Source organism: Dactylosporangium sp. NPDC005555 (genome assembly GCF_040605635.1).
Taxonomy (GTDB): Bacteria; Actinomycetota; Actinomycetes; order Mycobacteriales; family Micromonosporaceae; genus Dactylosporangium.
In genome coordinates this window covers 224,665-246,825 of the sequence record NZ_JBEXDG010000004.1, presented here as the reverse complement: position 1 = coordinate 246,825, position 22,161 = coordinate 224,665, and the positions used below count along the sequence as shown (strand labels likewise).

The window sequence follows — 22,161 nt, the reverse complement described above, 5'->3', positions numbered from 1 at the left end:
CGGCGTCGCTCGTGCCGGCGGACGGTCGTACCACGGAAGAACGAAGAGCGATCGGCGACGCAGAATCAGTTGTCGCCGAGCGGGTCCAGGCTGCCGGTGAGGCCGGAGACGCCGCAGGTCGGGGCGGACCAGAAGCGGCTCGGGCGGCCGTCGACGTGGGTGTGGTCGTTGTGGTCGGGGTAGCCGGGGCCGAGGATGCCGGCGAAGCCGTGGTTGCGCGCGGTCTGGGCGAGTTTGCACAGCGAGTGCGGCCCGGCGCCGAGGTCGGCGGCGTCGCCGTACAGATGCCGGCTGGTCGAGGCGCCGCCGACGGCGTTGTTGCACGAGACGCTGCGGAAGCCGCTGGTCACGCGGATCGGCTGGTCGCCGAGGGCGTGCCGGAGTGCCTGGAGCTTCCACATCGTGACCAGGGCGTTGGCCTTGGCCGTCGCGGCGGAGACGTTGCCGCCGGCCCAGGTGGTGTTGCAGTTGTTGAGCTCGGCGTAGCTGAAGCTGACCGGGGTGCAGTCGTCGTCCTGGAGGGCGTAGAACTTCGCGAATGTGGCGGCACCCGCGACACCGTCGGCGGTGAGGCCGTATGCTGCTTGGAACCGGGCCACCGCTGATTTTGTCGCGGGCCCGAACTGGCCGTCGATTCCGAGGACCGCGCCCGAGCCGGGGTAACCGGCGACGCGGATCTGCAGCTGCCGGACCGCCTCTCCCGACGATCCCTGGGCCAGGACCCCGCTCCACGTGTAGCAGGCGTCCGCGTGTGCCGGTGCGGCCGTGACGGCGAGTGTGCCCGCCGTCGCGCCGATCATGAGCAGCGCCGCGCTGAGCAGGCGCATCAATCTTCGCATAGACGCATATAAGTGTACGAATGGAGAGAAGTCAATGGATGTCCGTCGCTACATTCTGACGGGGACGCCCGGCGCCGGGAAGACCACGATCGCACTGGCGTTGCGGGCCAGGGGGCACCACGTCGTCGAGGAGGCGGCGACCGACGTCATCGCCGGGTCACCGCACGAGCGGCCGTCGGATCGGGACGACTTCGTCGACCTGGTCGTACACCTGCAGCGGCGACGGCAGGAGGAGGCCGGTGACGTGCCGGTCCAGCTCTTCGACCGCTCCCCGCTGTGCACCCTCGCGCTCGCGCGGTACTGCGGCCGGGAACCCTCCCCCGCGCTCGCCACGGAGGTGGAGCGCGTGGAGCGGGAGCGGGTGTACCAGCGGCTGGTGTTCCTGGTCCAGCCGATCGGCTTCGTCACCCCGACCAGGGCCCGGCGCATCACCTACCCGCAGTCGCTGGTCTTCGCCGCGATCCACGAGGAGGTGTACCGCGAGCACGGCTACGACCTGCTCGAGATCCCGCCCGCCCCGGTGCAGGAGCGGGTCGAGATGATCGAGGAGCGACTCACGCATGCGCGTGGGTGAGGCGGCCACCTCCGAGGATCTGGTGCGGCGCCTCGGCGCCGAGCAGTTTCCACAGTGGACGGACCTGCCGGTGACGCCGGCGCGCGGACCGGGGACCGGCAAGGCGATGCACCCGACCTCACCGTGCGGCTGCCGCGGCTGCCGGGCGGCGGCGCCCGGGCAGGTCGCGGCTCGTCAGACCCCCGGGGGCCGGCCGGCAGCGAGGTCGGACGGGATCAGGCTGTACATGACGAGGTCGTGCCGGCCGGAGCGGGAGACGGCCACGTTGCGCAGCACGCCTTCGGGCTGGAAGCCGGCCCGCTCCGCGACGTGCCGGGACGCGGTGTTGGCGGGGGCGGCCTGCAGGGCGATGCGGGCGAAGCCCTGCTCCGTCAGCGCCCACCTGGCGACGGCCGCGGCCGCCTCGGCGGCGACGCCACGGCCGCGGGCCCACGGGGCGGTCCAGTAGTGCATCTCCGCGGTCATGGCGATCCAGTCGGCGCCGAACAGCGACACGTGCCCGACGAGGCGGCCGCCGTCGCGGGCCGTGACGGCGAAGCCGATGCCCTTGCCGGTGCGGCGGCGGTCCTCGATGCCGGTCGCGCACCAGCCGAGGGCCACGTCGAAGGCGGCGCCGGCGTACGCGTACCCGAGCGGCGCCGAGTCGATGAACCTGGCGTCCTGCCAGACGGCGTGGACGTCCGCGGCGTCACCGGGCACGAAGGGGCGCAGCAGCAGCCGGTGCGTGGTCAACGTGACCGACGGCAGCACAGGGTCACGCATCGGGGGAAGCTCCGCTCAGGGCAGGGTCACGCTGTCGACCGGGTCGGCGGAGATCTCCCACCGCTCCCACCACAGCCCGTCGGGCAGCTCGCCGGACGCCTCGACGATGCGACCCAGCAGGTCCAGGCTCTCCTCGGACACGTCGACCTGCGCCTCGTCGACGATCGCCGACAGCTCCCGCAGCCGCTCCCGCATGACGACGCCGACCAGGTCGCGGCCCGCGGGGGTCAGCGCCAGCCAGGTCGAGCGGCGGTCGTTGTCGCGGTGGAAGCGCCGCACCAGGTGCTTGCGCTCCAGCCGGTCGCACATGCGGGTCAGCGTCGACGGGGCCACGTCCAGCTCCCTGGCCAGCTCCGCGCTGCGTTGCGGGCCGCTGGTCGCCAGCAGCACCAGCGTGCGGTACTGCGCCAGCGTCACGTCCGCGTCCAGTGCCGCCAGATTCCGGGCGGCGAGCACGACCATGCTGCGGCTGACCGCCAGCAGCGCATGAACCAGCGCCTCGTTTCCCCGCGGGGTGGTCATCCGGACATCGTTGCATGATGGATACGTCCTTCTGCGTGCACTATCGTGTCAATGGACGGTTGCAGTAGTGCAACATTCTTGAAGGAGGCCAATGAACGGGGACGGCACGCCGGAGCTTGCCCGCATCCTCCTCGTCGAGGACGACGCCGGCGATGTCGCGTTCACCCTCGAGGAGTTCCGCGAACACCGGCTCCGCAACGAGGTCACGGTGATCGGCAACGGTCTGGAGGCGATCGACCACCTCGAGCGCCGCGGCGCTCACGCGGACGCGCCGACACCGGACATCGTCCTGCTCGACCTCAACCTGCCGGGCGTCGACGGCCGGGTCGTGCTCGACCGGATCCTCGGCAACCCCCGTCTCGCCGACCTCACCGTCGTGGTCCTCACCGGCTCGCCCCTCGAAGAGCAGATGCTGCGCGACTTCGGCGTCCCGTCGGAGCACTTCTTCCGCAAGCCGGTCGACTTCGCCCAGCTCGCGAAGCTCATCAACGGCATCGACCGCTACTACCTGGTGATCGACCGGCTCACCGGGCGATGATCAGCGGGCGGTAGTCGGCGGTCGTCAGCGGCAGCTCGGTGAGCATGCCGTCCGCGCGGGGCACCTTCACCACCTGACCGTCCAGGAGGAAGCGGACGGTGTCGACGTCGGTGCGCGAGTCCAGGGTGCACACGATCTGCCCGATCGCGAGGATGTCGTCGGTCCGGCCGCCCTCCTGCACCCTGAAGGACACCTCGGCGGTCCCGTCGACCAGCCGCACGCCCCTGACCAGGTCGGTGCCGGTCAGCGCGCTGGTCAGGCCCTCGTCGAGCTCGTCGTCCGTCGGGCCGGCGGCGAGGTGCCCGAGCAGCACCGACACGTCCCCGGTCGAGCCGACCCGCCGGTCGACGGCCACCAGCCGATCGCCGCGCACGAGGTACAGGCGCTCGATCACCGGACCCGCGGTGTTCTCGGCGGCCTGCCGCGGCGGGCTGACGATCACCAGGGACGACTCGAGCGGGCGCGGCGCGTGCTCGTCGGGCACCCCGCACCCCTGCAGGGCCAGCACGAGCAGCCCGGCCAGCACGAGACGGCGCCTCACGGCACGACCCCCGGCAGCTCGACCCGGAAGCGCGCGCCGCCGCCGGGGCGGTCGAGGACCACGACCCTGCCGCCGTGCGCCGTCGCGTGCTGGGCGACCAGCGACAGGCCGAGGCCGGTGCCGTCGCCGCCGCCGCGGGCGCCCGCCGACCGGCCGCGGACGAACCGGTCGAAGATCACCTCCCGGTCGGCGGGGCGGACGCCCGGGCCCTCGTCGTCGACCTCGACCCGGCCTGTCCCGGCGACGCAGGTGAGCCGGACCGCGACGGGCCCGCCGCCGTGCCGGACCGCGTTGTCGAGCAGGTTGGCCAGGATCTGCTCGAGCCGCCGCCGGTCGACCAGCCACCGGGAGGCGTCGTCGCCGGGCGGCTCGACGAGCCCGGCCCGCAGGCCCTGCGCCTCGACGACCTTCCGGGCGAGGTCGTGCGGGTCGACCGGGGCGCGCCGGGCCGGTTGGTCGCTGCGGGCCAGTTCGAGCAGGTCGTCGACGAGCGACTGGAAGCGTTCGATCTCCTCGACGACGAGTCCGGCGGCGAGCGCGGTCCGGTCGTCGAGGTGGGCCCGCCGCCGGTGCAGGACGCTCGCCGACGCGGCCAGGGTCTGCAGCGGGGAGCGCAGCTCGTGGCTGACGTCGGCGGCGAAGCGGCGGTCCCGCTCGTGCCGGCGGGCGAGCTGGTCGACCATGCCGTTGAACGACGTGGTGAGCCGCGCCAGGTCCGGCTCGGCGGCCGGGTCGAGCCGGGCGCTGAGGTCGCCGTCGGTGATGCCCTGCGCGGCGTCGGCGACGGAGCGCAGCGGCCGCAGCACATACCTGGTCGCGTACCAGCCGAGGCCGGCGCCGGCCGCCGCGACCGCGGCCGCGACGAGGCCCAGGACCCAGGCGAGGGTCCGCAGCGTCTGGTCGAGCTCCCGCAGGTAGTCGATCTCGTAGAGGGCGGTCCCCGGCGACAGCGGCACCCCGATGACGAGGGCCGGGACGCCGTCGACGCGGATCCACTGCGCGCCCTGCCCGCCCTGCTCGACGAGCGCCCGCAGCCCGGCGGGCACCGCGTCGGCCCCTCCGGTGTCGGCGTTGCGCGTGTACCAGAAACCGTCACGGTGCAGCAGCGTGCGCCGGTTGCCGCCGGTGTCCAGCGACTTGAGGATGGCGACGACGTCGGGGCGGTCGCCGTCGAGGCTCGCGGTGATGATCCGCGCGTCGTAGGCCGTGGCCCGGACCGTGGCCCGCTCCCGCCCGGCGAGCAGAGCGCCGCGGGTGAACTCGTAGGACACGAACGCCATCGAGGCGGACAGCGCCAGTGCCCCCGCGGCGAACCCCGCGATGACCCGTGTGCGCAGCCCGGCCTTTTTCATCGGTGCAGCTTGTAGCCCATGCCGCGGACGGTCAGCAGGCGGCGGGGCGCCCGCGAGTCGTCCTCGATCTTCTGCCGCAGCCGCCCGACGTGGACGTCGACCAGGCGCTCGTCGCCGACGTCGTACTCCCACACGCGCTGCAGCAGCTGCTGGCGGCTCAGCACCAGTCCGGGGTGCTCGGCGAGCTCGCACAGCAGCCGGAACTCGGTGCGGGTCAGCGCGACCGGCACGCCCGCGACCCGGACCTCGCCCGCCTCAGGCATGATCTCCAGGTCGCCGAAGACGAGCGTCGACACCGTGGACAGCACCGCGCGGCCGCGCCGGCGCAGGGCCCGCAGCCGCGCCGACAGCTCCTTCACCGCGACCGGCTTCACCAGGTAGTCGTCGGCGCCGGCCTCCAGCGCCGCCACGATGTCGTGGGTGTCGTCGCGGGCGCTGACGACCACGATCGGCACGTCGTCGTCGCGGCGCAGCTGGCGGATGCACTCGAAGCCGTCGACGCCGGGCAGCATCAGGTCGACCAGGACGGTGTCGGCCGGCTCGGCGCGTTGCGCGACGAGCCCGTCCTCGGCGGTGGACACGCCCCGCACCGAATAGCCCTCGTCCTCCAGCGCCAGCATCAGCGACAGCCGGATCCGATCGTCGTCCTCGATGACCAGTACGCCCGCCACCACAGCATCATGCCAGGCCGGAGGCGTTGTCATCGAACTGTCATACTTCCGCGGAACAGCCGCCACATGCGCGGCGGAGGCTCGCTGCATGCACACCGGCATCGACGTCCCCACTGCTGCCCGGACACCGCTCGTCGAGATCATGGTCACCGAGGAGCTCGACGCCGCGTCCGAGCCGCGCGTCCGAGCGCTGCTCGAGGACGCGCTGACCATGCATCCGGAGCAGCTCGTGGTCGACCTCGCCGACTGCCCCTTCATCGACGCGACCGCGATCGGCATGCTCCTGGACATCCACCGGCAGGTCTGGACGTCCGGAGGCAGGCTCACATTGCGGGCGCCGTCACCCCGCGTCAGGAGAACGTTGCAAATCGCGCACGTAAATCACGTGTTACGAATGGTCCCGGAGGACGACGGACACGACATGATGACGAAGACCCAGTGACCTGATCGGACTCAGCTCAGTGAGAGGAGCGGCGACCGTGACCGCGGCGACGACACCTGACGGCACCGACTTCACGTTGATCTGCGATGCCTGTGGCCAGAGCGTGACCGGGCTCGGCGCGACCATGCACAACTGGGACCTCGTCTGGAGCCTGTTCCGCCGGCACGGCTGGACCGGCGCCCGGCTCGCGACCGGCCCGCACAGCTGCGGGCGCTGCTCCCGGGTGCCGCTCGCCTCCGCCGACCCGGACCCGGTCGGCTGGCTCGCCGGTGACGCGCCGCCGACCGCCGCCGGCTACGACGTCGTCGAGGCGCCCGCCGAGCCGGTGGCCGAGACGGACCCGCGGGTCGAGGCGGCCGTCGTCGAGGAGGCGCTCGTCGTGTCGCTGAGCGGCGATCTGGACATCGAGGTCGGGCCGGCGCTGCGCGCCGCGCTGTCGCCCGCCGGTTACCGCCCCGGCCACCTGGTCCTCGACCTGAGCCGGGTCGCCACGCTCGACTCGTCGGTGCTGGGGCTGCTCGTCGCCGCCCGGCACCGCGCCGCGCAGGCCGGCGGCCACACGTGCCTGGTCGGGCTCGCCCCGTTCATGCGGCGGATGATGCACACCCTGTGCCTGCTGCACCTGTTCGTCGTCCTGCCGGACCGGGCCACCGCGATCGGCTGGCTGCGCGGCGACGACGCGGACCTGCCCCGCCAGCGCGACCTGCGCGGTGAGACGACGCCCGCCTGATCGTGACAAACGCTGCATCGAACTATAGAAATGTCAGGATGAACGGAAGTTCCTGACATCTCGGAGGGAAGTGCAGCATGCCCAGCTCCCCCGCCAGCCCATCCGCCGGCTCGTCTGTCAGCCGGCGCGGATTGCTCGGAGCGGCCGCCATCGTCGGGGCCGCTCCGGCGCTGCTCGGTGCCGAAGCCGCGAGCGCCGCACCCGCGCACCGCCAGTCGCGGGTGCCGCTCGACCGGATCAGCGTCCAGCTCTACACGCTGCGCGACCAGCTCAGCGCCGACCTCGCCGCGAGCCTCGCCCAGCTGCGCGCGATCGGCTACACCAGGGTCGAGCACGCCGGTTTCGTCGGGCGGACCGCCGCCCAGTTCCGCGGCTTCCTCGACGCCGCCGGCCTGAAGGCCACCTCGGGCCACGTCGCGATCCCGCAGCCGTGGGACGCGACCGCGTGGCAGCGCGCCCTCGACGACGCGAACATCGTCGGCAACCGCCTCATCGTGCACCCGTTCTTCGGCGTCGACGCCACCGGCCAGCCGATCCGCGACGGCGCCAGATACCACGCCCTGGCCCGCGACCTGAACCGCGCGGGCGCCCTGGCCCGGCGCGCCGGGCTCGACTTCGGCTACCACAACCATCACCTGGAGTTCGTCCGGCAGGACGGTGGGTCGCGCACCGGGTACGACATCCTCACCGCGGAGACCGACCCTGACCTGGTGCACCTCGAGGTCGACCTCTTCTGGGCGTGGCGGGGCGCCGCCGACCCCGTCGACCTCGTCCAGCGCCACCGCGGGCGGATCCGGCAGGTCCACGTGAAGGACATGGACACCGCGGCGTCGTTCACCGACCCGGGCGCCGGGCTCATCGACTTCGGCCGGATCTTCGAGCACGCGCGCGAGGCCGGCCTGGTGGAGTACATCGTGGAGCGCGACGACGCGGGGACGCCGCCGCGGACTCCGGCCGACGCGCTGACCACGGCGCGCAACGGCTACCGGTTCCTGTCGGACCTGCGCTTCTAGCTCACCATTCGTGCGGCAGGCGGTAGCGCCAGTTCGCCGCCAGGAACGCGCCCGCCGGGGTCCGGTAGAACGGCCACACGCGCTCACCGGACCTCGGCAGGTCGCGGCGCACCCGGCGGGCCTTGGCGCCGTCGAGCTTCGTCTCCCCGTAGCGCCGGTCCGCGTGCACGGCGGGCAGCTGCACCCACGAGGGCCACCTCGCGTACCCGTCGGGCTCGAAGTCGAGGTGCACGGCGACGAGCAGCACCGCGTCCACGCCCCACGGCTCGCCGCCGGCGCGCACCTTTTTCCGGATGACCTGGACGTGGTCGTGCAACTCGTGCAGCGCATCCGGGAAGTTGCCGGCCTCGTCGCCGTCGCCCCACCCGTCGAGGTGCGCGGTCAGATATTCGCCGTCGGGGGTGCGGACGCGGACCCGGTCGGACGGCGCGTCGCGGGGCGGGTCGCCGAGGGGATCCCGGCGGACGTTGGCGCGCTTGTGGAGGACCTGGACGGCGTGGGTCTGCAGCGCCTTCGCGTCCTTGGCCGGCAGATATTCGTGGGCGGCGGCGTCGGCGTAGGCCTCGCCGTCGCCGTAGACCGCGAGGGGTGGCGGCTGCATGATCCCCTCGCCGGGGAAGAAGAACCCGCGCTGCCGCTCCCACTCGAACATCGGCCACTGCACGGCCGCGTGCGCCGCTCCACCGCCCAGCAACGACCCGGCGAACACTCCACCGGCGACCAGCATCGTTCTGCGCTTCACCCGGATGAGTCTAGTCCCGTTTTTCGCTTATGTACCGATATATGAGCAGCTCTGGGCTATGTAGAAAAACGGCCTAGCCCTATGTAGAGTGGGTGTGTGACGGCAGGTGTGCGCATGACGGCGGCGGTGGCGAAGGTGTTGTCGGCCTTCCTCACCGACCCGGCCGTGGACCGATATGGCCTCGATCTCATGCGGGTGACCGGCCATCCGAGCGGCACGTTGTATCCGATCCTGCTGCGCCTGCAGCGGGCCGGCTGGGTCGACGCGCGCTGGGAGGACGTCGACCCGGTGGCCGCGGGGCGGCCCGCCCGCCGCTATTACCGGCTGACCCCCGACGGCGTGGTCGCCGCCCGCACCGCCGTGGCGGAGCTCTATGAGCAGCTGACCCCCGGCACGCCCCGCACCACGCCGGGGCTGGCATGACGGCGGCGGACCGGCTGGCGGAGGCGCTGCTGCGCTTCGCGGCGCGGCGATGGCCCGCGTCCGTCCGCGAGGAGCAGTCCAGGGAGTGGTCCGCCGAGCTGCACGCGCTGCGCACCGAGCCCGGCGCCGGGGCCGGGCGGCGCGCACTCGGCCAGCTGCGGTTCGCGTTCAGCCTCGCCGCCGCCTCACCGGTCGACGACGAGGACGGCGTGCCCCGCGGCTGGCGGGAAGGCCTGCCCGAGGCCGGCCGGGCGCTGCAACCCCTCGCGGCGCTGACGGTCTTCGGGGTGCTCGCGGCGGGCCCGGGCGCCGGCATCCTGCGCACGGTCAGCGAGTGGCTCCTGGGCCTGGCCGGCGTGCCGATCCGCTGGCCGGCGGGCATCGCCGTCACCCTGGCCACGTCACTGCCCGCGCTGCTGATCCTCACCGCCGCCGCGTGGTGGCTCGGCCGCCGCCTGCCCGTCCGGCGGCACCGCGGCCTCGCGTCCGCTTCGGCCCTCTCGGTGGCGTTCGCCGTGCTCGTGGTGGGCACGGTGACCGCCGTCGGCCCGGGCGCCGGCAGCGCGCTCGCCCTCAGCCTCGCCATCGGCGCACCTGCCTGGGCGCTGCTCACGGCGGCGCTGACCCTGGCGGTCGTGCGGCTCGCGGCGCGGCCCCGCCACCGGTGGCCGGCCGCCGTGCTGGCCCTGGCCGGGATCCCGGTCGTGGTGGAGCTGGCGGTGACCGCCGCGGTGCTGCCGTGGGTCCTCACCTCCGGCGCCGACCTGTCGACGGCACTGAATTGGGCGCCCTCGCTGCTGTCCGGCACGGCCGTCTCCGGCGACGCCGGCACGTGGCACCAGTCCGCGGAAGCGATCGCGCTGTCCAATGCGACCAACACGTATCCGTCGCACCTGCTCGTCCTCACCGGGCTCGCCATCGGCCACGGGCTCGGCGCGGCACGTCCGCGCCCGGTCCGCCGCCCCGCGCCGCAGCCGGTCCACGCCCCGGCGCCGCTGCGCCTTCCCCCAGCCGCGACGGCCGCCGGCGTGGTGTCGCTGCGCCCGTCCCCGGCCGCGCCGGGCGCCGGCGTGGTGTCGCTGGTCGCGGGGCTGTTCGCCTGGGCGTATACCCTCGCGGTGCTCACTCCGGCGATGCCCCTGGTCGGCCGGACGGCCCCGATGCCGGGCGGCGACGGCGAGCTCTACATGTGGGTCGCCGAGCTGCGCTGGGGCGGCATCACGCTCGCCGCGCTCGGCCTCCTGCTCGCCGCCGCCGACCGCCGCGCCGCCCCACTCGCCGCCGCCGCGCAGACCGTCGCCCTGCTGATCGTCGACGGCGTCCTCGCCCGCGCCGAAACCACCGACCTGCGCACCGCCCTGACCGCCGCCGCGATCACCGCCGCCGTGTCGTGGCTCATCGCCGGCACCCGCCCTGCCGCGCCCGCCGCCGCGGACGGCCTGCTGACCCGGCGCCGGCTCGCCTGGACCTCGGTCATCGCCGCCTGCTGCGGACCCGTCCTGTTCGGCCAGGGCACCCCCGAGGTCAACCACCCCTTCCTGCCCCCGGGCCTCGCCGGCGTGACCGCCCTCCTCGCCGCGACCCTCGCCGTGGTCGCCGCCCAGGCCGCCGCGGCCGCCCGCCCCACCCGCCTGCGCCCGGCCTGGTCAGCCGCCGTGACCGCCGTCCCCGCCCTGCTGCTGGGCGGGCTCGGCCTCGCCACCGGCGCCGGCGTCTCCAACACCGTCACCAGCGCGGGCTTCCTCCTCACCGTCCCGATGATCCTGCTGGTCGTCGCCACCATGCGCGCACACCGCCCCAGCCAGGGCTGGTCCAGACCGACCCTCTGGGTCGTCCTGTCCCTGACCAGCCCGGTCCTGAGCGTCGCGGTCGTCGCCGTCTCGCTGATGCTGTCCATGGTCACGGCCAACGTCCTGTTCGCCGTGGCCGGCAGCAGCTGGGCCGCCGACGGCATGTCCTTCCTCCCGGGCACGGTGGTGCTCGCCGTGGCCATCGGCGTCGCCGTCTCCCGCACCGTCATCCGCGCCACCGAACCCCCCACCGGCCATCCCGCCCCACCCGACCTCCCACCTGCCCCCCAGCCGACCCAGGCCGCCGACCTCGCCACGCCCCCGGCCACCGACGCACCGCGGGGTCCGCAAGCGGCGGCTCAGCACCCGACCCGGCCAGCCACCGCCCAGACCGCACGCCCGTAGCCCGCCACCAGAGCCCTTTGCCGCGGCCCTGGACGCGGCCCTGGACGCGACCCTGGACGCGACCCTGGACGCGACCCTGCGTCTGATCGACCCACGCCGGGCTACCGCCCGAGCCACCCGCCCCGCAGCCCGATCCCCCGCAGAGGAGCTGGAGGCGGAGGCTGGCGGAGAGGGCCGGGTCGCGGCCGGACACCACACGTGCGACCACAGCGCGGTGGTCGCCGGTGTGGTCTGCGTGGGTCGGCGGGGGTGGCCAGGCGAGCAGGACCGATGCCGGGGTCAGGGGTGCAGGAGGTGGACGGCGGACGCTTCGATGGTGCGGGCCTCGTCCAGGAGGTCGGCGAGGGTGGCGAAGACGGTGGCCGGCTCGGCGTCGCGGGACTCGCGGGCGGTGGTGGCCATCGCTGACCAGATGGCGCCCGAGGCGCGCAACGCGGTGGCCGCCGTGGCGAGCCGGGGGCGGCGGGTGAGGGTTGCGGCCTCGTCCAGGAACGCTGCGTAGATGGGGCGGGTGGCGCCCGGGGCGGTGTACTGCTCTTCGAGGCATTCGTGCACGCGACGGAGGGCGGACGCGTAGGCGGGCGGGGTCGCGAAGCGGCGGGTGAAGCCTGACTTCGTCCTCGTGTCGCGGAGCTGGGCCGCAAGGCGGGTCATGCCGGTGAAGCCGAAGTTGGCGTCGAAGGCGTTGCCGAGGACCGGGCCGGTGAGGTGGGCGGCGGTTTCCGCGAGGGCCGAGTCGATGGCGGCGCCGAGATCGGCAGGCCGCAGGTCGACGCCGGCCGCCACGCCACCACCCGTGCCCGGCGCGACGGTGAGGCGGTGGTGGCGGCCCTTGCGGTGGGCGGACCAGGCCAGCGTGAACGCGTCCACCGGCAGGCTGTGCGGGGCGTCGTCGTGGACCGTGAAGCCGTCGACGGACTCGCCGGTCACGAGGACGCCGTACGGGTCCGCGTCGACAGCCGTCACAGGCGTGGGGTGCCACGGGAGCCGGGCGGCCGAGACCGTGCAGTACACGGGGCGACCAGCGGCAAGGAAGGCCCTCAAGGCCTTCAGGGCGGGCCCCGCAGCGGTGCTGTGGGCCTCGGTGAACGCAATGCCGAGGCGGGTCAGGACGGTGGGGGCCCAAGGGGCGGGGTGGTGCTGGGCGACGATGGTCAGGACCGGTGGCATGCCGCGGTAGTCGAAGACGGCGGCCAGGAAGCCGATGCCGCCGCCCAGGCCGCAGATCATCGGCTCGGTCAGCGAGAACCCCGCGGCGAGCAGCAGCTCGCGCACGACGCCGCTGGGCTGGTGGTGGAGCTGGGCGGGGCGCGCGGCCAGGATGTGCCTGCGGGCGGTGGTGTACGACTCGCCGGTGCGAGCGCTGCGCTCCCGGACGAGGCGCTTCAGGTGCTTGTGATCGGTCATCGCGAACTGCCTCACCGACGGTCGGGCCGCGTCGCCTGCCCACGCGAGCGAGACGGCGACCGTCGTGCGGAGGGTCGGTGGACCGGCCGGGTGCACAAGGGACCGTCCGCGATGGCAGGGACCACCTTCTCCCCCGCGTCGCCGGTGGGCGTGGGCCACCGGTCAGGGGGTACGGCGCGCGGCGGCGCCACCCGGCAGCATACCCCCGACCTGTGTTTCACTGGGTTTCGTGGCTGGTGAGCGGCGGTTCGTGGTGCAGCGGCACCGGGCGACGCGGCTGCATTACGACTTCCGGCTGGAGATCGACGGGGTCCTGGTCAGCTGGGCGGTGCCGAAGGGGCCGACGCTCGATCCGAAGGTGCGGCGGGCCGCGTTCCACGTCGAGGACCACCCGATGGACTACATCGACTTCGAGGGGGTCATTCCCGCCGGTGGGTACGGCGGCGGCGACGTCATCGTATGGGACGCCGGGACGTGGGAGCCGTACAAGGACCCGGATCCGGGTGCGGCGGTCGCCGCCGGGGAGCTGCACGCGCGGCTGCACGGCGAGAAGCTGCGCGGCACCTTCGTGCTGGTGAAGACCAAGCAGGGCAAGGACGACTGGCTGCTGCTGCACAAGCGCGACGAGCACGCCGTGGACGGCTGGGATCCCGAGGAGCATCCGCGGTCCGTCCTCAGTGGACGCACGAGCGAGGAGGTGCTCGCCGACCCCGACCGGCTCTGGGACCCGCACACCGGCGCCCGTCCGCTGAAGGCGAGCCGGGACGAGCTCGAAGCGCTCGACAGGGCCGGCGACGGCGACACGTGGCATGTCTACGGGCGGGACCTGAGCATCAATCATCCGGACAAGGTCGTGCGGAAGCAGGCACCGGCGACGAGGCGGGAGCTGCTGCGGTACGCCACCGTCATGACGCCGACCGTGCTGCCGTACATGCGTGCGGTCACCACCGATCCCGCGGCGCTCGTCGAGGCCGCGGACTGGCGGGTGCCGGTCACGAACATGGCGGTGATCGACCTGGGCGGCGGGAACCCCTGGGCGGACCAGGTGGTCCTCGCGCAGCTGTACCGGACGGCGTTCGAGCACCTGAGGATCCGGGCCGGCATCAAGGTCGGGCCGGCCATCGAGCTGTGGGTGCCGGCGACCGGCGACCCGACCGGCTGGATCCGGTCCCTCGCGAGGTCGATGGCGGCGGTCATGCCCGAGCTCACCCACCACGGCGCGCCGGCCGGGCCGACGGTGCTCGCGCCGTACAGCCCGATCGCCGCGCCCGGCGCGCCGGTGTCGACCCCGATCGGGTGGGACGAGCTCGACGACCCGGACCTGAGCCCGGACAACTTCACCGTCCTGACGGTCCCGGAGCGCCGCGACGCACGCGGCGACCTGTTCGCCGTCGTCCTTGAGCCGCCCCGGGACCTGCCGGCACTGGATCAGGTGTAGCCGCACCGCAGGCCCGGGCGTCGGCAGCCCGATCTCGACGACTACCGCGCGGCGACCGCCCGCGGCGACGAGAGTCCGGGCGCGCCCACCGTGCGGATGGTCGACGGCCGCCCGCAGACCCTGCGCCGGGTGCCGGCGCGCATGACCACCGAGACGGCCCGGCACGCCGGCCACGCTGACATCCTGCGCGAGCGGCTGGACGGCACCACCGGCCGGTAGCGGGTCACGCGACCGCCGCGGCCGCCGCCCTGCCCGCCACCCGGCCGGAGAACAGGCAACCACCCAGGAACGTTCCCTCCAGGGAGTTGTAGCCGTGCATCCCGCCGCCGCCGAAGCCTGCCGCCTCGCCTGCGGCGTACACCCCGGGCAGCGGCGTGCCGTCGGCCCGCAGGACCCGCGCGGCGAGGTCGGTGTGCAGGCCGCCGAGGGTCTTGCGGGTCAGGATGTTGAGGCGCACCGCGATGAGCGGGCCCGCCTTCGGGTCCAGCAGGCGGTGCGGGGTCGCGACGCGGATGAGTTTGTCGCCACGGTACGCCCGGGCGCCGCGGATCGCGGTGATCTGCGCGTCCTTGTTGAACGGGTTGGTGAGCTGCCGGTCGCGGGCCTCGATGACGGCCTTCACCTCGGGTGCGGACAGCAGCGACGAGCCGGCGAGGGTGTTCATGCCGGCGACGAGCTCCTCCACGGTCGGCGCGACCACGAAGTCGGCGCCCTTGCGCTTGAAGGCCTCGACCGGGGCGGGCGCGCCGGGGCGGACCCGCTGCAGCACCTGTTTGACGCTGCGGTTCGTCAGGTCCGGGTTCTGCTCGGAGCCCGACAGCGCGAACTCCTTCTCGATGATCTTCTGGGTGAGGACGAACCAGCTGTAGTCGTGTCCGGTCGCCATCAGATGCTTGAGGGTGCCGAGGGTGTCGAAGCCCGGATACAGGGGCGCCGGCAGGCGCTTGCCGGTCGCGTCGAGCCACAGCGACGACGGGCCGGGCAGGATGCGGATGCCGTGGTTGGGCCAGACGGGGTCCCAGTTCTGCAGGCCCTCGGTGTAGTGCCACATCCGGTCCGGGTTGATGATCTGCCCGCCGGCGGCCTCGGTGATGCCGAGCATCCGGCCGTCGACGTGCGCGGGGACGCCGGCGACCATGCGCTGCGGCGGGCTGCCGAGCCGGGCCGGCCACGCCTTGCGGACCAGGTCGTGGTCGCCGCCGATGCCGCCGGACGTGACGATGACGGCCTGCGCGGTCAGCTCGAACGCGCCGGTGACGTCCCGGGAGCTCGTCTGTCCACGGTGGACGTCGCTGGGCGCGAGCACGGAGCCGCTGACGCCGGTGACGACGCCGCCGGTCTTCACGAGGCCGTCGACGCGGTGCCGGAAGCGGATCTCGACCAGGGGGCTCGCCTCGACCCTCTTGGCGAACGGCTCGACGACGCCCGGGCCGGTGCCCCAGGTGATGTGGAAGCGGGGCACGGAGTTGCCGTGGCCGTCGGCGGGGCCGCCGCCGCGCTCGGCCCACCCGACGACGGGGAACACGCGGTGGCCCATGGCGCGCAGCCAGGACCGCTTCTCACCGGCGGCGAACTGCACATAGGCCTCGGCCCAGCGGCGCGGCCACAGGTCCTCGTCGCGGTCGAACGCGGCGCTGCCGAGCCAGTCCTGCCAGGCGAGCTCCACGGAGTCCTTGATGCCCATCCGGCGCTGCTCCGGCGAGTCGACCAGGAACAGGCCGCCGAACGACCACCACGCCTGCCCGCCGAGGCTCTGCGGCGGCTCCTGCTCCAGCAGGATCACCCGCTTGCCGGCGTCGGCGACCTCGGCGGCCGCGACCAGTCCGGCGAGTCCTGCCCCGACCACGATCACATCTGCATCCACACCATCAGACTAGGCACCGGCGTGCGAGAATCGTGGCGCCGGGAGCAGAATCTCGGCGTCACTTTGTCACTGCGGTGACAATATCGGGAGGTGCACGGTCGACCTCAGCGCAACCGTCCGGGACCGCCTGCGCGGGCTGCGCGAGCGCCTGCACGAGCACACCCTGGCGACGGTGAGCGATGCGATGCTCGCCCAGGGCCGGTCGTTGACGGGCGGGCAGGGCCGCGGGCTGACGATGGGCGTCGAGACGGCCGTCGACGCGTTCGTCGACGCGTTCGTGGCCGGCGGCGACCTGACCCGCACCCGCGCGGTCTTCCACGAGCTGGGCCGCACCGAGTATCGCGAGGGTCACCGCATCGACGCGCTGCGCTCGGTGCTGACCGTCGGCGGGCGGGCGATCTGGTCCACGGTCAGCGATCCGGCGTCCAGGCTCGACCGCGGCGACCTGTCCGCCGTGGCTCACGCGCTGTTCGGATACGTCGACGTGCTCGCCGGTGCCGCCGCCGAGGGGTATCTGGACGAGCAGCAGGACGCGGCGCACGACTGGGCGCTGGTCCGCCGGCGGCTGATCACGCTGCTGGTGCAGCCCGATCCGCCCGGTGACGCCGCCCTGCACGCGGCCGCGGAGGCGGCACGGTGGCCGCTGCCGGCGGCGGTGACCGTGGTCAGCGTCGAGGGCACCGACGCCGAGCATCTCGCCCGGGCCGTCGGCGGCGGCGCGATCGCCACCGTCATCGACGGCGCCACCAGCATCGTCGTCCCCGCCCGCGGCACCACCCCCGAGACGGCCGGCGCACCTCCGGCCACGGGCCACCCCGGCGGCACGGTCGTCCGGGGCCTCACGGATCACCCCGGCGGCACGGCCGTCCGAGGTCCCACGGGCCACCCCGGCGGCACGATCGTCCGGGGCCTCACGGGCCACCCCGGCGGCACGATCGTCCGGGGTCTCACGGGGCGACGGGCGGCGGTCGGGCCCGAGGTGGAGCTGCGGCGGGCCCGGATCTCGCACCGGCTGTCCCGGCGGGCTTTGCAGCTGCAGCAGGCCGGGCTGCTCCCCGACGGCGTCGCCGGCTGCGACGAGCACCTCGTGACCCTGCTCTGCGTGTGGGAGCCGGGTGTCGCGGACCGGCTCGCCGCCCGCGCCCTCGCGCCCCTGGCGGCGGCGACCCCGGCGTCGCGGGAGGTGCTCGCGGAGACGCTCCTGCAGTGGCTGCGCTGCCAGGGTCAGGTCATCCCGACCGCGGAGGCGCTGCACACCCATCCGCAGACCGTCCGCTACCGGCTCCGCAAGCTCCGGGAGGCGTACGGCGCCCGCCTCGACGACCCCGACGAGCGCCTCGCGCTGCAGCTCGGCCTGCGGCACCACCGCAGCGGGCGGTAGCGGTCGCCGCGGACGGCGCGGCGCCACACACCGACCGTAGTGACCGGCGTCGACGCCGGCCGACCGGCATCCGATGCGTCTGTGACGCAGGCCACAGCGACCCGATCGCCGCGCCACTCCGTCAAAGGAGTGAGCGGAGGAGGACTCGGGTGGAGCTGGAGCTGCGGTCGCGGCTGACCGACGAGCTGTCGACCGGCCCGGAGCCGCCGATCGGGGACCTGGTCGTGGCGTCGATGCGGCAGGGCCGGCGGCTGCGTGTGGCTCGGCGGCTGCGGATGGGCGGGATCGCCCTGCTGGCCGTGGTCGTCGCGGCGGGCCTGGTGGGCGGGGTCGTCACGCTGCGGCCGGCGGCGCCGCAGGTCGTCACGCCCGCGACGGGGACGGACCCGCTCGTGCCGGCGACGCCGGCCGGGCTGCTGGTGCTGCTGGAGTCGCTGCTGCCGGACGGCGTGACCAGCGGCTACGCCGCCACCCCCGGCGGCGGCCTGATGGTGCAGGTGTACCTGGACACCGGCCACGGCCCGGGCATGCTGCGGGTCGCGGTCGGCAGGGACGCCGACGGTCCGGCCGCCGTGGGCCACCGGGCCGTCATGGACGGCGGGGGCGCCGTCACCGGCCCGGTGCGGCGCGCGGACGGCGCCCAGGTGACCGTCGTCTTCCTGCCGGACAACTGCGTGCAGCGCACCGTGGTGCTGTTCGACCGCCCCGACGGGATCGTCGTGCAGGTCAACATCGCCGCCTGCCTCGCCTGGGACGGCACCGGGAACCCGCCGGGGCCGCAGGTGCTGACCGCCGTGCAGGCCGAGGCCGTGGCCGCCGACCCCCGCTGGGGCACGATGCTCCCCCGGTCCCTCGTCGACGAGGGCGCCGCCAGACACCCGACCCTGCCGGATCTCGCATGAGCGGTCCGGAGCGGAGCGGGAGGACCGCTCATCAGGGGCTCAGTTCTGGCTCAGGCCGACGCCGGAGCGCAGCGGAGGTGGCGGCATGAGCGACGTCGATGCGGAGTTCGTCGAGTACGCACGGGCGGCGGCGCCGAAGTTGCGGCGCACCGCCTACCTGCTCTGTCACGACTGGCACCTGGCGCAGGACTTCACGCAGACGACCTTGGCCAAGCTGTTCGTGAGCTGGCGGCGGATCCAGCGGCGCGACTCTCCCGACGCGTACGCGCGGAAGGTCCTGCTGCGGGTGTTCCTCGACCATCAGCGGCGCAGCAGCAGCCGGGAGCTGGTCGTGGCCCGCATCGCCGAGACGGAGGCGCCGGCGGACCAGCCGGAGCTGCGGCTGACGCTGCTGGAGGCGATGGGCCACATCTCGGCGCGGGACCGGGCGGTCCTGGTGCTGCGGTACTGGGAGGACCAGAGCGTCGACACGGTCGCCGACCTGCTCGGCATCTCCGCCGGCACGGTGAAGTCGCAGAGTGCCCGCGGCCTGTCCAGGCTCCGCCGCCTGCTCGGCACGACCGAACTGGCGTTGCGCGACTGAGCCCGCACTGTCGCGACCGGGCCCGGCGCGGCGAGGAGTGGCTCAGCGGATCGCGAAGACGGCCAGGCCCTCCGGGGTCTCCTCGTGCACCTCGACGAGCGTGACCGATGCCTCGGCCGGACCGTGCCGGGTCCATGCGACGAGCCGCTCGACCGCCTCCAGGGGCCCCTCGAAGACCGCTTCGACCCGGCCGTCGTCGAGGTTGCGGACCCAGCCGCCGAGCCCGGCGCCGGAGGCGACCCGGCGGCAGGTGTCGCGGTAGTACACGCCCTGGACCTGTCCCGACACCAGCACCCGCCTGCGTTCCATGCTGCGACGGTACGTCAGGCCGACGGCCGGTCGGGCAGCAGGCGCTCCTCGTGGTCGAGCTCCCGCTCCAGCACGCGCAGGCCCTCGTCGGGGAGCGTGCCGGCGTCGCGCCACCGCAGCAGCTCCTCCCGCTGGGCGTCCATCGCCGCCCGCCGGATGCGCAGCGCCGCCTCGTACCGTGGCGAAACCGGCATCTCCGGGGACTCGGCGTTCTGCAGCAGGTCGAGGCGGCCCTGATAGCGGGCGAGCCGCTGGCCGAGCAGGCCCCGCATGACCTGGATCGCCTCGGCCTCGGCGGCGACCTCCTCCGGGTCGCGGTGAGCGGCGTCCCCGGGGTCCTGGAGGTCGTCGAGGCGTTCGAGGGCGGCACGGACGGACGCCGAGCGGGCCTCGTTGCGCAGGCGGGCCTCGTCGACGGCGTCGGCGCGCAGGCCCAGGCGGCGCACCAGCGGGGCGAACGTGAGCCCCTGCCCGACCAGCGTCACCAGCACGACGACGAGGGTGCAGAAGAGCAGCAGGTCCCGGTCGGGCGTGATCCTCGGCAGTGTGAACACGGCGGCGAGGCTGATCACGCCGCGGGTCCCGGCCCAGCTCAGCGCGGTCACCTCGCGGCCGGTGAGCTTGTCGGAGTGCTGCCCGGTGCCCAGCCGCGAGTGCAGCGACCTGGGCAGCGACTGGGTCAGCAGCAGCCACAGCGGCCGGATGAGCAGCACCGCCCCGACCGACACGGCGACCGCGACGACGATGGTGGACGTCTCGTATTCCCGCAGCCCCCGGATCACTTCGGGCAGCTGCTGGCCGATGAGCAGGAACACGAAGCCTTCGAGCAGGAAGTCGACGAGCCGCCAGACGGCGCTGGTCTGCAGGCGGCTGGCGCCCGAGCCGGCGCGGGGCGCGTGGTGGCCGACGACGAGCCCGGCGACGACGACGGCGAGGACTCCGGAGACGTGCAGGTGCTCGCCGAGCAGGTACGCGGCGAACGGCGTGGCGAGCGAGACCGCGTTCGCGGACATCGGGTCGCGGGTCAGGGGGCGCAGCAGCCGGACGACGTAGGCGACGGCGGCGCCCGTGGCGGCCCCGCCGACGGCCGCGACCACGAACTTCCAGACGGCCGCGGTCGCGGAGAAGCCGCCGCCGACGACCGCCGCCGACGCGAAGCTCAGGATGGTCAGGGCGGTGGCGTCGTTGAGCAGGCCCTCGCCCTGGATGATCGTGACGAGCCGCTGGGGCAGCCCGACCTTGCGCCCGACGGCGAGGGCGGCGACCGGGTCCGGCGGGGCGGCGGCGGCGCCGACCGCGATCCCGGCGGCGAGGGTCGCCCCGGCGACCAGGTGGTGGAAGCCGTATCCGATGACCAGGGCGGTGATGAGCACCAGGATCACCGACAGGCTGACCACGATCCGGACGTTGCGCCGGATGGCCAGCAGCGACGAGTCGAGGGCGGCGCTGTAGAGCAGCGGCGGCAGCACGAACGTCAGCACGATCTCCGGCTCGAGCACGACGTTGGGGCCGGGCAGCAGCGCGTACGTGATGCCGACGACGGGCAGGAGCGCCGCGGCGGGCAGTCCGGTGCGCCCGGCGAACCAGCGCACCACGACCACGACGGCTACCGCGGCGAGGACGAACAGCAGCAGCGTCTCGGCATTCACTTCCCCATTGTCAGGGGTTACCGGGTGGAAGCCTTCACGGACGGCGACTTCGTCGGGGTCGCACCCGGGGCGACGGCGGCCTGCTCGGCGTTGTTGTTGACCATTTCGGGGTGGGCGGCGACGAACGGGCCGACCTCGTCACGGACGATCGCGGCCAGGAGTTCCTTCGCGGTGTCGTCGAGGATCTCGTAGGACTGCCCGCCGATCGTCTCGGAGTGGTAGTCACCGTTGTTGACCTTCAGCGTCACCATCTGGTCCGGTTTGATGCCTTTGAGGGTGAAGATCCAGTCGGTCAACTGGATGCCGTGGTTGTAGAAGGAGACCGCGGCGCCCATCCTGTTGAGCATCTCGGCGACCTTGATCGGGTTGGTGATGACGCCGGCGCTGGTCGCCTTCTTCACCATCGCCTTGATGAACTGCTGCTGGTGGCGCTGGCGGCCGTAGTCGCCGTCGTTGTTGGCGAGCTTGTCGCGCTGCCGGACGTAGTCCAGGGCCTCCCAGGGCTCCATGTCGTAGCAGCCGACCTCGTAGATCTGGGGGCGCATGTTGGGCTTGAGGGTGGTGGGCAGGTCGTTGGAGAAGTTGTAGGGCACGCCCTCGGCGCCGGTCTTGGTGTTCCAGCCGGTGTGGATGGAGGTGACCCTCTCGTCGACGCACATGTGCACACCGCCCATCGCGTCGACCAGGCCCCTGAAGCCGTCGAAGTTGACGATCGCGGCGCCGTTGAACTTCAGGCTGCCGCCGGCCAGGTTGCTGACGGTGGTGGCGAGCAGCTCGAGGCCGCCGTCGCGGCCGCCGCCGTTCTCCGAGCCCGCCGCGAACGCGGAGTTGATCTTGGCGGTGCCGCCGGTGTACCTCGTCTTCGCGAACGCCGGGATCTTGACCCTGGTGTCGCGGGGGATCGACGTCAGGTAGACGGCGTCATGGCTGGCGGGGATGTGCGCGACGATGATCGAGTCGGCGCGGGAGCCCATCTCGGCGTTGTCCGGGCGCTCGTCGACGCCGACGAGCAGCAGGTTGATCGGCCCGTTGATGGTGTTGCCCTCCGCGGCGGCCTCGCCGAGCCCGCCGGTGTGGGTGATCTCGTCGCTGTAGTGGTCGAGCAGCAGCTTGCCGCCGATCAGCCCGCCACCGCTCGCCACGAGCAGCAACGCGCCCAGCACGAGCAGCAACTTCGCCCACAACGGATCTTTGCGCTTCTTCGCCTCGCCGCGCCGCTTCGCCACTCCACGCCCTTCCCGACCGTCGAACTCAACCTGAAGACGGAACCGGGGCGTGCAACGT

23 protein-coding genes and 1 pseudogene are annotated in these 22,161 nt (G+C 73.6%); 12 read left to right on the top strand and 12 right to left on the bottom strand.

Annotation, left to right across the window (positions count from 1 at the left end):
• Positions 1-65: 65 nt before the first annotated feature.
• Complete coding sequence (locus ABZS58_RS07005; RefSeq protein WP_354778448.1) at positions 66-827, bottom strand: D-Ala-D-Ala carboxypeptidase family metallohydrolase; 762 nt, start codon at positions 825-827, stop codon at positions 66-68.
• Positions 828-873: 46 nt separating this feature from the next.
• Here ABZS58_RS07005 and ABZS58_RS07000 point away from each other — a divergent pair, with 46 nt between their 5' ends.
• Positions 874-1,413: an AAA family ATPase gene (locus ABZS58_RS07000; RefSeq protein WP_354778446.1), complete on the top strand. Its 540-nt coding sequence runs from the start codon at positions 874-876 to the stop codon at positions 1,411-1,413.
• Between the two features lie 174 nt (positions 1,414-1,587).
• Here the strand turns inward: ABZS58_RS07000 and ABZS58_RS06995 are convergent, their stop codons facing one another.
• Both ABZS58_RS06995 and ABZS58_RS06990 read right to left on the bottom strand, forming a co-directional pair.
• On the bottom strand, positions 1,588-2,175 hold the full coding sequence (locus ABZS58_RS06995; protein ID WP_354778444.1) for a GNAT family protein: 588 nt from the start codon (positions 2,173-2,175) through the stop codon (positions 1,588-1,590).
• A 15-nt stretch (positions 2,176-2,190) separates the two neighbouring features.
• The gene (locus ABZS58_RS06990; RefSeq protein WP_354778442.1) at positions 2,191-2,697 is read right to left on the bottom strand and encodes a MarR family transcriptional regulator; all 507 of its coding nucleotides are present in this window, start codon (positions 2,695-2,697) and stop codon (positions 2,191-2,193) included.
• A 91-nt stretch (positions 2,698-2,788) separates the two neighbouring features.
• Between ABZS58_RS06990 and ABZS58_RS06985 the strand changes: the two genes are divergently transcribed.
• Positions 2,789-3,235, top strand: coding sequence for a response regulator (locus ABZS58_RS06985; protein ID WP_354778440.1), 447 nt, complete (start codon positions 2,789-2,791; stop codon positions 3,233-3,235).
• Here the strand turns inward: ABZS58_RS06985 and ABZS58_RS06980 are convergent.
• The 3 genes from ABZS58_RS06980 to ABZS58_RS06970 are packed head-to-tail and all read right to left on the bottom strand — an operon-like array spanning position 3,222 to position 5,799.
• On the bottom strand, positions 3,222-3,776 hold the full coding sequence (locus ABZS58_RS06980; RefSeq protein ID WP_354778438.1) for a GerMN domain-containing protein: 555 nt from the start codon (positions 3,774-3,776) through the stop codon (positions 3,222-3,224). The genes ABZS58_RS06985 and ABZS58_RS06980 overlap by 14 nt on opposite strands.
• Positions 3,773-5,128 (bottom strand): HAMP domain-containing sensor histidine kinase, encoded by a 1,356-nt coding sequence (locus tag ABZS58_RS06975; RefSeq protein WP_354778436.1) that lies wholly within the window; start codon positions 5,126-5,128, stop codon positions 3,773-3,775. Before ABZS58_RS06975 ends, ABZS58_RS06980 begins: the two co-directional genes overlap by 4 nt.
• Positions 5,125-5,799 (bottom strand): response regulator transcription factor, encoded by a 675-nt coding sequence (locus ABZS58_RS06970; protein WP_354778434.1) that lies wholly within the window; start codon positions 5,797-5,799, stop codon positions 5,125-5,127. The genes ABZS58_RS06975 and ABZS58_RS06970 overlap by 4 nt, the downstream gene beginning before the upstream one ends.
• An 88-nt stretch (positions 5,800-5,887) precedes the next feature.
• Here ABZS58_RS06970 and ABZS58_RS06965 point away from each other — a divergent pair, with 88 nt between their 5' ends.
• The 3 genes from ABZS58_RS06965 to ABZS58_RS06955 all read left to right on the top strand — a co-directional run bounded on the left by ABZS58_RS06965 (position 5,888) and on the right by ABZS58_RS06955 (position 7,984).
• On the top strand, positions 5,888-6,241 hold the full coding sequence (locus ABZS58_RS06965) for an STAS domain-containing protein (RefSeq protein ID WP_354778432.1): 354 nt from the start codon (positions 5,888-5,890) through the stop codon (positions 6,239-6,241).
• Between the two features lie 37 nt (positions 6,242-6,278).
• Complete coding sequence (locus ABZS58_RS06960; protein ID WP_354778430.1) at positions 6,279-6,971, top strand: STAS domain-containing protein; 693 nt, start codon at positions 6,279-6,281, stop codon at positions 6,969-6,971.
• Between the two features lie 77 nt (positions 6,972-7,048).
• Positions 7,049-7,984 carry a sugar phosphate isomerase/epimerase gene (locus ABZS58_RS06955; protein ID WP_354778428.1) on the top strand — a complete coding sequence of 312 codons (936 nt, stop codon included), beginning with the start codon at positions 7,049-7,051 and terminating at the stop codon, positions 7,982-7,984.
• Between the two features lies 1 nt (position 7,985).
• Here the strand turns inward: ABZS58_RS06955 and ABZS58_RS06950 are convergent, their stop codons facing one another.
• Positions 7,986-8,726: a hypothetical protein gene (locus ABZS58_RS06950; protein WP_354778426.1), complete on the bottom strand. Its 741-nt coding sequence runs from the start codon at positions 8,724-8,726 to the stop codon at positions 7,986-7,988.
• 108 nt (positions 8,727-8,834) lie between these two features.
• Here ABZS58_RS06950 and ABZS58_RS06945 point away from each other — a divergent pair, with 108 nt between their 5' ends.
• Positions 8,835-9,149, top strand: a complete 315-nt coding sequence (locus ABZS58_RS06945; RefSeq protein WP_354778594.1) for a PadR family transcriptional regulator — start codon at positions 8,835-8,837, stop codon at positions 9,147-9,149.
• The gene (locus ABZS58_RS06940; protein WP_354778424.1) at positions 9,146-11,344 is read left to right on the top strand and encodes a hypothetical protein; all 2,199 of its coding nucleotides are present in this window, start codon (positions 9,146-9,148) and stop codon (positions 11,342-11,344) included. Before ABZS58_RS06945 ends, ABZS58_RS06940 begins: the two co-directional genes overlap by 4 nt.
• Before the next feature lie 279 nt (positions 11,345-11,623).
• Here the strand turns inward: ABZS58_RS06940 and ABZS58_RS06935 are convergent, their stop codons facing one another.
• Entirely contained in the window at positions 11,624-12,751 is a 1,128-nt protein-coding gene (locus tag ABZS58_RS06935; protein ID WP_354778422.1) for a DUF4872 domain-containing protein, read from the bottom strand.
• 229 nt (positions 12,752-12,980) lie between these two features.
• On the opposite strand from ABZS58_RS06935, the gene ABZS58_RS06930 reads away from it, so the two are divergent.
• Positions 12,981-14,189, top strand: coding sequence for a DNA polymerase ligase N-terminal domain-containing protein (locus ABZS58_RS06930; protein WP_354778420.1), 1,209 nt, complete (start codon positions 12,981-12,983; stop codon positions 14,187-14,189).
• A gap of 54 nt (positions 14,190-14,243) precedes the next feature.
• Positions 14,244-14,408, top strand: a pseudogene (locus ABZS58_RS06925) (DUF664 domain-containing protein); the annotation flags it as partial.
• Between the two features lie 4 nt (positions 14,409-14,412).
• On the opposite strand, the gene ABZS58_RS06920 reads toward ABZS58_RS06925, so the two are convergent.
• Positions 14,413-16,053, bottom strand: a complete 1,641-nt coding sequence (locus ABZS58_RS06920; protein ID WP_354778418.1) for an FAD-binding dehydrogenase — start codon at positions 16,051-16,053, stop codon at positions 14,413-14,415.
• Between the two features lie 172 nt (positions 16,054-16,225).
• Here ABZS58_RS06920 and ABZS58_RS06915 point away from each other — a divergent pair, with 172 nt between their 5' ends.
• The 3 genes from ABZS58_RS06915 (at position 16,226) to ABZS58_RS06905 (ending at position 18,919) form a co-directional block, all read left to right on the top strand.
• Complete coding sequence (locus ABZS58_RS06915) at positions 16,226-17,434, top strand: helix-turn-helix domain-containing protein (protein ID WP_354778416.1); 1,209 nt, start codon at positions 16,226-16,228, stop codon at positions 17,432-17,434.
• 149 nt (positions 17,435-17,583) lie between these two features.
• A complete protein-coding gene (locus ABZS58_RS06910; RefSeq protein ID WP_354778414.1) occupies positions 17,584-18,336 on the top strand; it encodes a hypothetical protein in 753 nt (250 codons plus the stop codon).
• Positions 18,337-18,421: 85 nt separating this feature from the next.
• A complete protein-coding gene (locus ABZS58_RS06905; RefSeq protein WP_354778412.1) occupies positions 18,422-18,919 on the top strand; it encodes a SigE family RNA polymerase sigma factor in 498 nt (165 codons plus the stop codon).
• Positions 18,920-18,961: 42 nt separating this feature from the next.
• Here the strand turns inward: ABZS58_RS06905 and ABZS58_RS06900 are convergent, their stop codons facing one another.
• Genes ABZS58_RS06900 through ABZS58_RS06890 form a run of 3 tightly spaced genes read right to left on the bottom strand, consistent with a single transcriptional unit; the run spans position 18,962 to position 22,103 of the window.
• The gene (locus ABZS58_RS06900) at positions 18,962-19,228 is read right to left on the bottom strand and encodes an acylphosphatase (RefSeq protein WP_354778410.1); all 267 of its coding nucleotides are present in this window, start codon (positions 19,226-19,228) and stop codon (positions 18,962-18,964) included.
• Between the two features lie 14 nt (positions 19,229-19,242).
• Complete coding sequence (locus tag ABZS58_RS06895) at positions 19,243-20,877, bottom strand: Na+/H+ antiporter (protein WP_354778408.1); 1,635 nt, start codon at positions 20,875-20,877, stop codon at positions 19,243-19,245.
• Positions 20,878-20,894: 17 nt separating this feature from the next.
• Entirely contained in the window at positions 20,895-22,103 is a 1,209-nt protein-coding gene (locus tag ABZS58_RS06890) for an LCP family protein (protein ID WP_354778406.1), read from the bottom strand.
• Between the last annotated feature and the right edge of the window lie 58 nt (positions 22,104-22,161).

Excerpts from the sequence above, each read along its gene's own strand:
- ABZS58_RS06900 (WP_354778410.1), bottom strand. The coding sequence starts at position 19,228 with ATGGAACGCAGGCGGGTGCTGGTGTCGGGACAGGTCCAGGGCGTGTAC.
- ABZS58_RS06990 (WP_354778442.1), bottom strand. The coding sequence starts at position 2,697 with ATGACCACCCCGCGGGGAAACGAGGCGCTGGTTCATGCGCTGCTGGCG.
- ABZS58_RS07000 (WP_354778446.1), top strand. The coding sequence starts at position 874 with ATGGATGTCCGTCGCTACATTCTGACGGGGACGCCCGGCGCCGGGAAG.
- ABZS58_RS06965 (WP_354778432.1), top strand. The coding sequence starts at position 5,888 with ATGCACACCGGCATCGACGTCCCCACTGCTGCCCGGACACCGCTCGTC.
- ABZS58_RS06975 (WP_354778436.1), bottom strand. The coding sequence starts at position 5,128 with ATGAAAAAGGCCGGGCTGCGCACACGGGTCATCGCGGGGTTCGCCGCG.
- ABZS58_RS07005 (WP_354778448.1), bottom strand. The coding sequence starts at position 827 with ATGCGCCTGCTCAGCGCGGCGCTGCTCATGATCGGCGCGACGGCGGGC.
- ABZS58_RS06955 (WP_354778428.1), top strand. The coding sequence starts at position 7,049 with ATGCCCAGCTCCCCCGCCAGCCCATCCGCCGGCTCGTCTGTCAGCCGG.
- ABZS58_RS06995 (WP_354778444.1), bottom strand. The coding sequence starts at position 2,175 with ATGCGTGACCCTGTGCTGCCGTCGGTCACGTTGACCACGCACCGGCTG.
- ABZS58_RS06940 (WP_354778424.1), top strand. The coding sequence starts at position 9,146 with ATGACGGCGGCGGACCGGCTGGCGGAGGCGCTGCTGCGCTTCGCGGCG.
- ABZS58_RS06935 (WP_354778422.1), bottom strand. The coding sequence starts at position 12,751 with ATGACCGATCACAAGCACCTGAAGCGCCTCGTCCGGGAGCGCAGCGCT.
- ABZS58_RS06905 (WP_354778412.1), top strand. The coding sequence starts at position 18,422 with ATGAGCGACGTCGATGCGGAGTTCGTCGAGTACGCACGGGCGGCGGCG.
- ABZS58_RS06985 (WP_354778440.1), top strand. The coding sequence starts at position 2,789 with ATGAACGGGGACGGCACGCCGGAGCTTGCCCGCATCCTCCTCGTCGAG.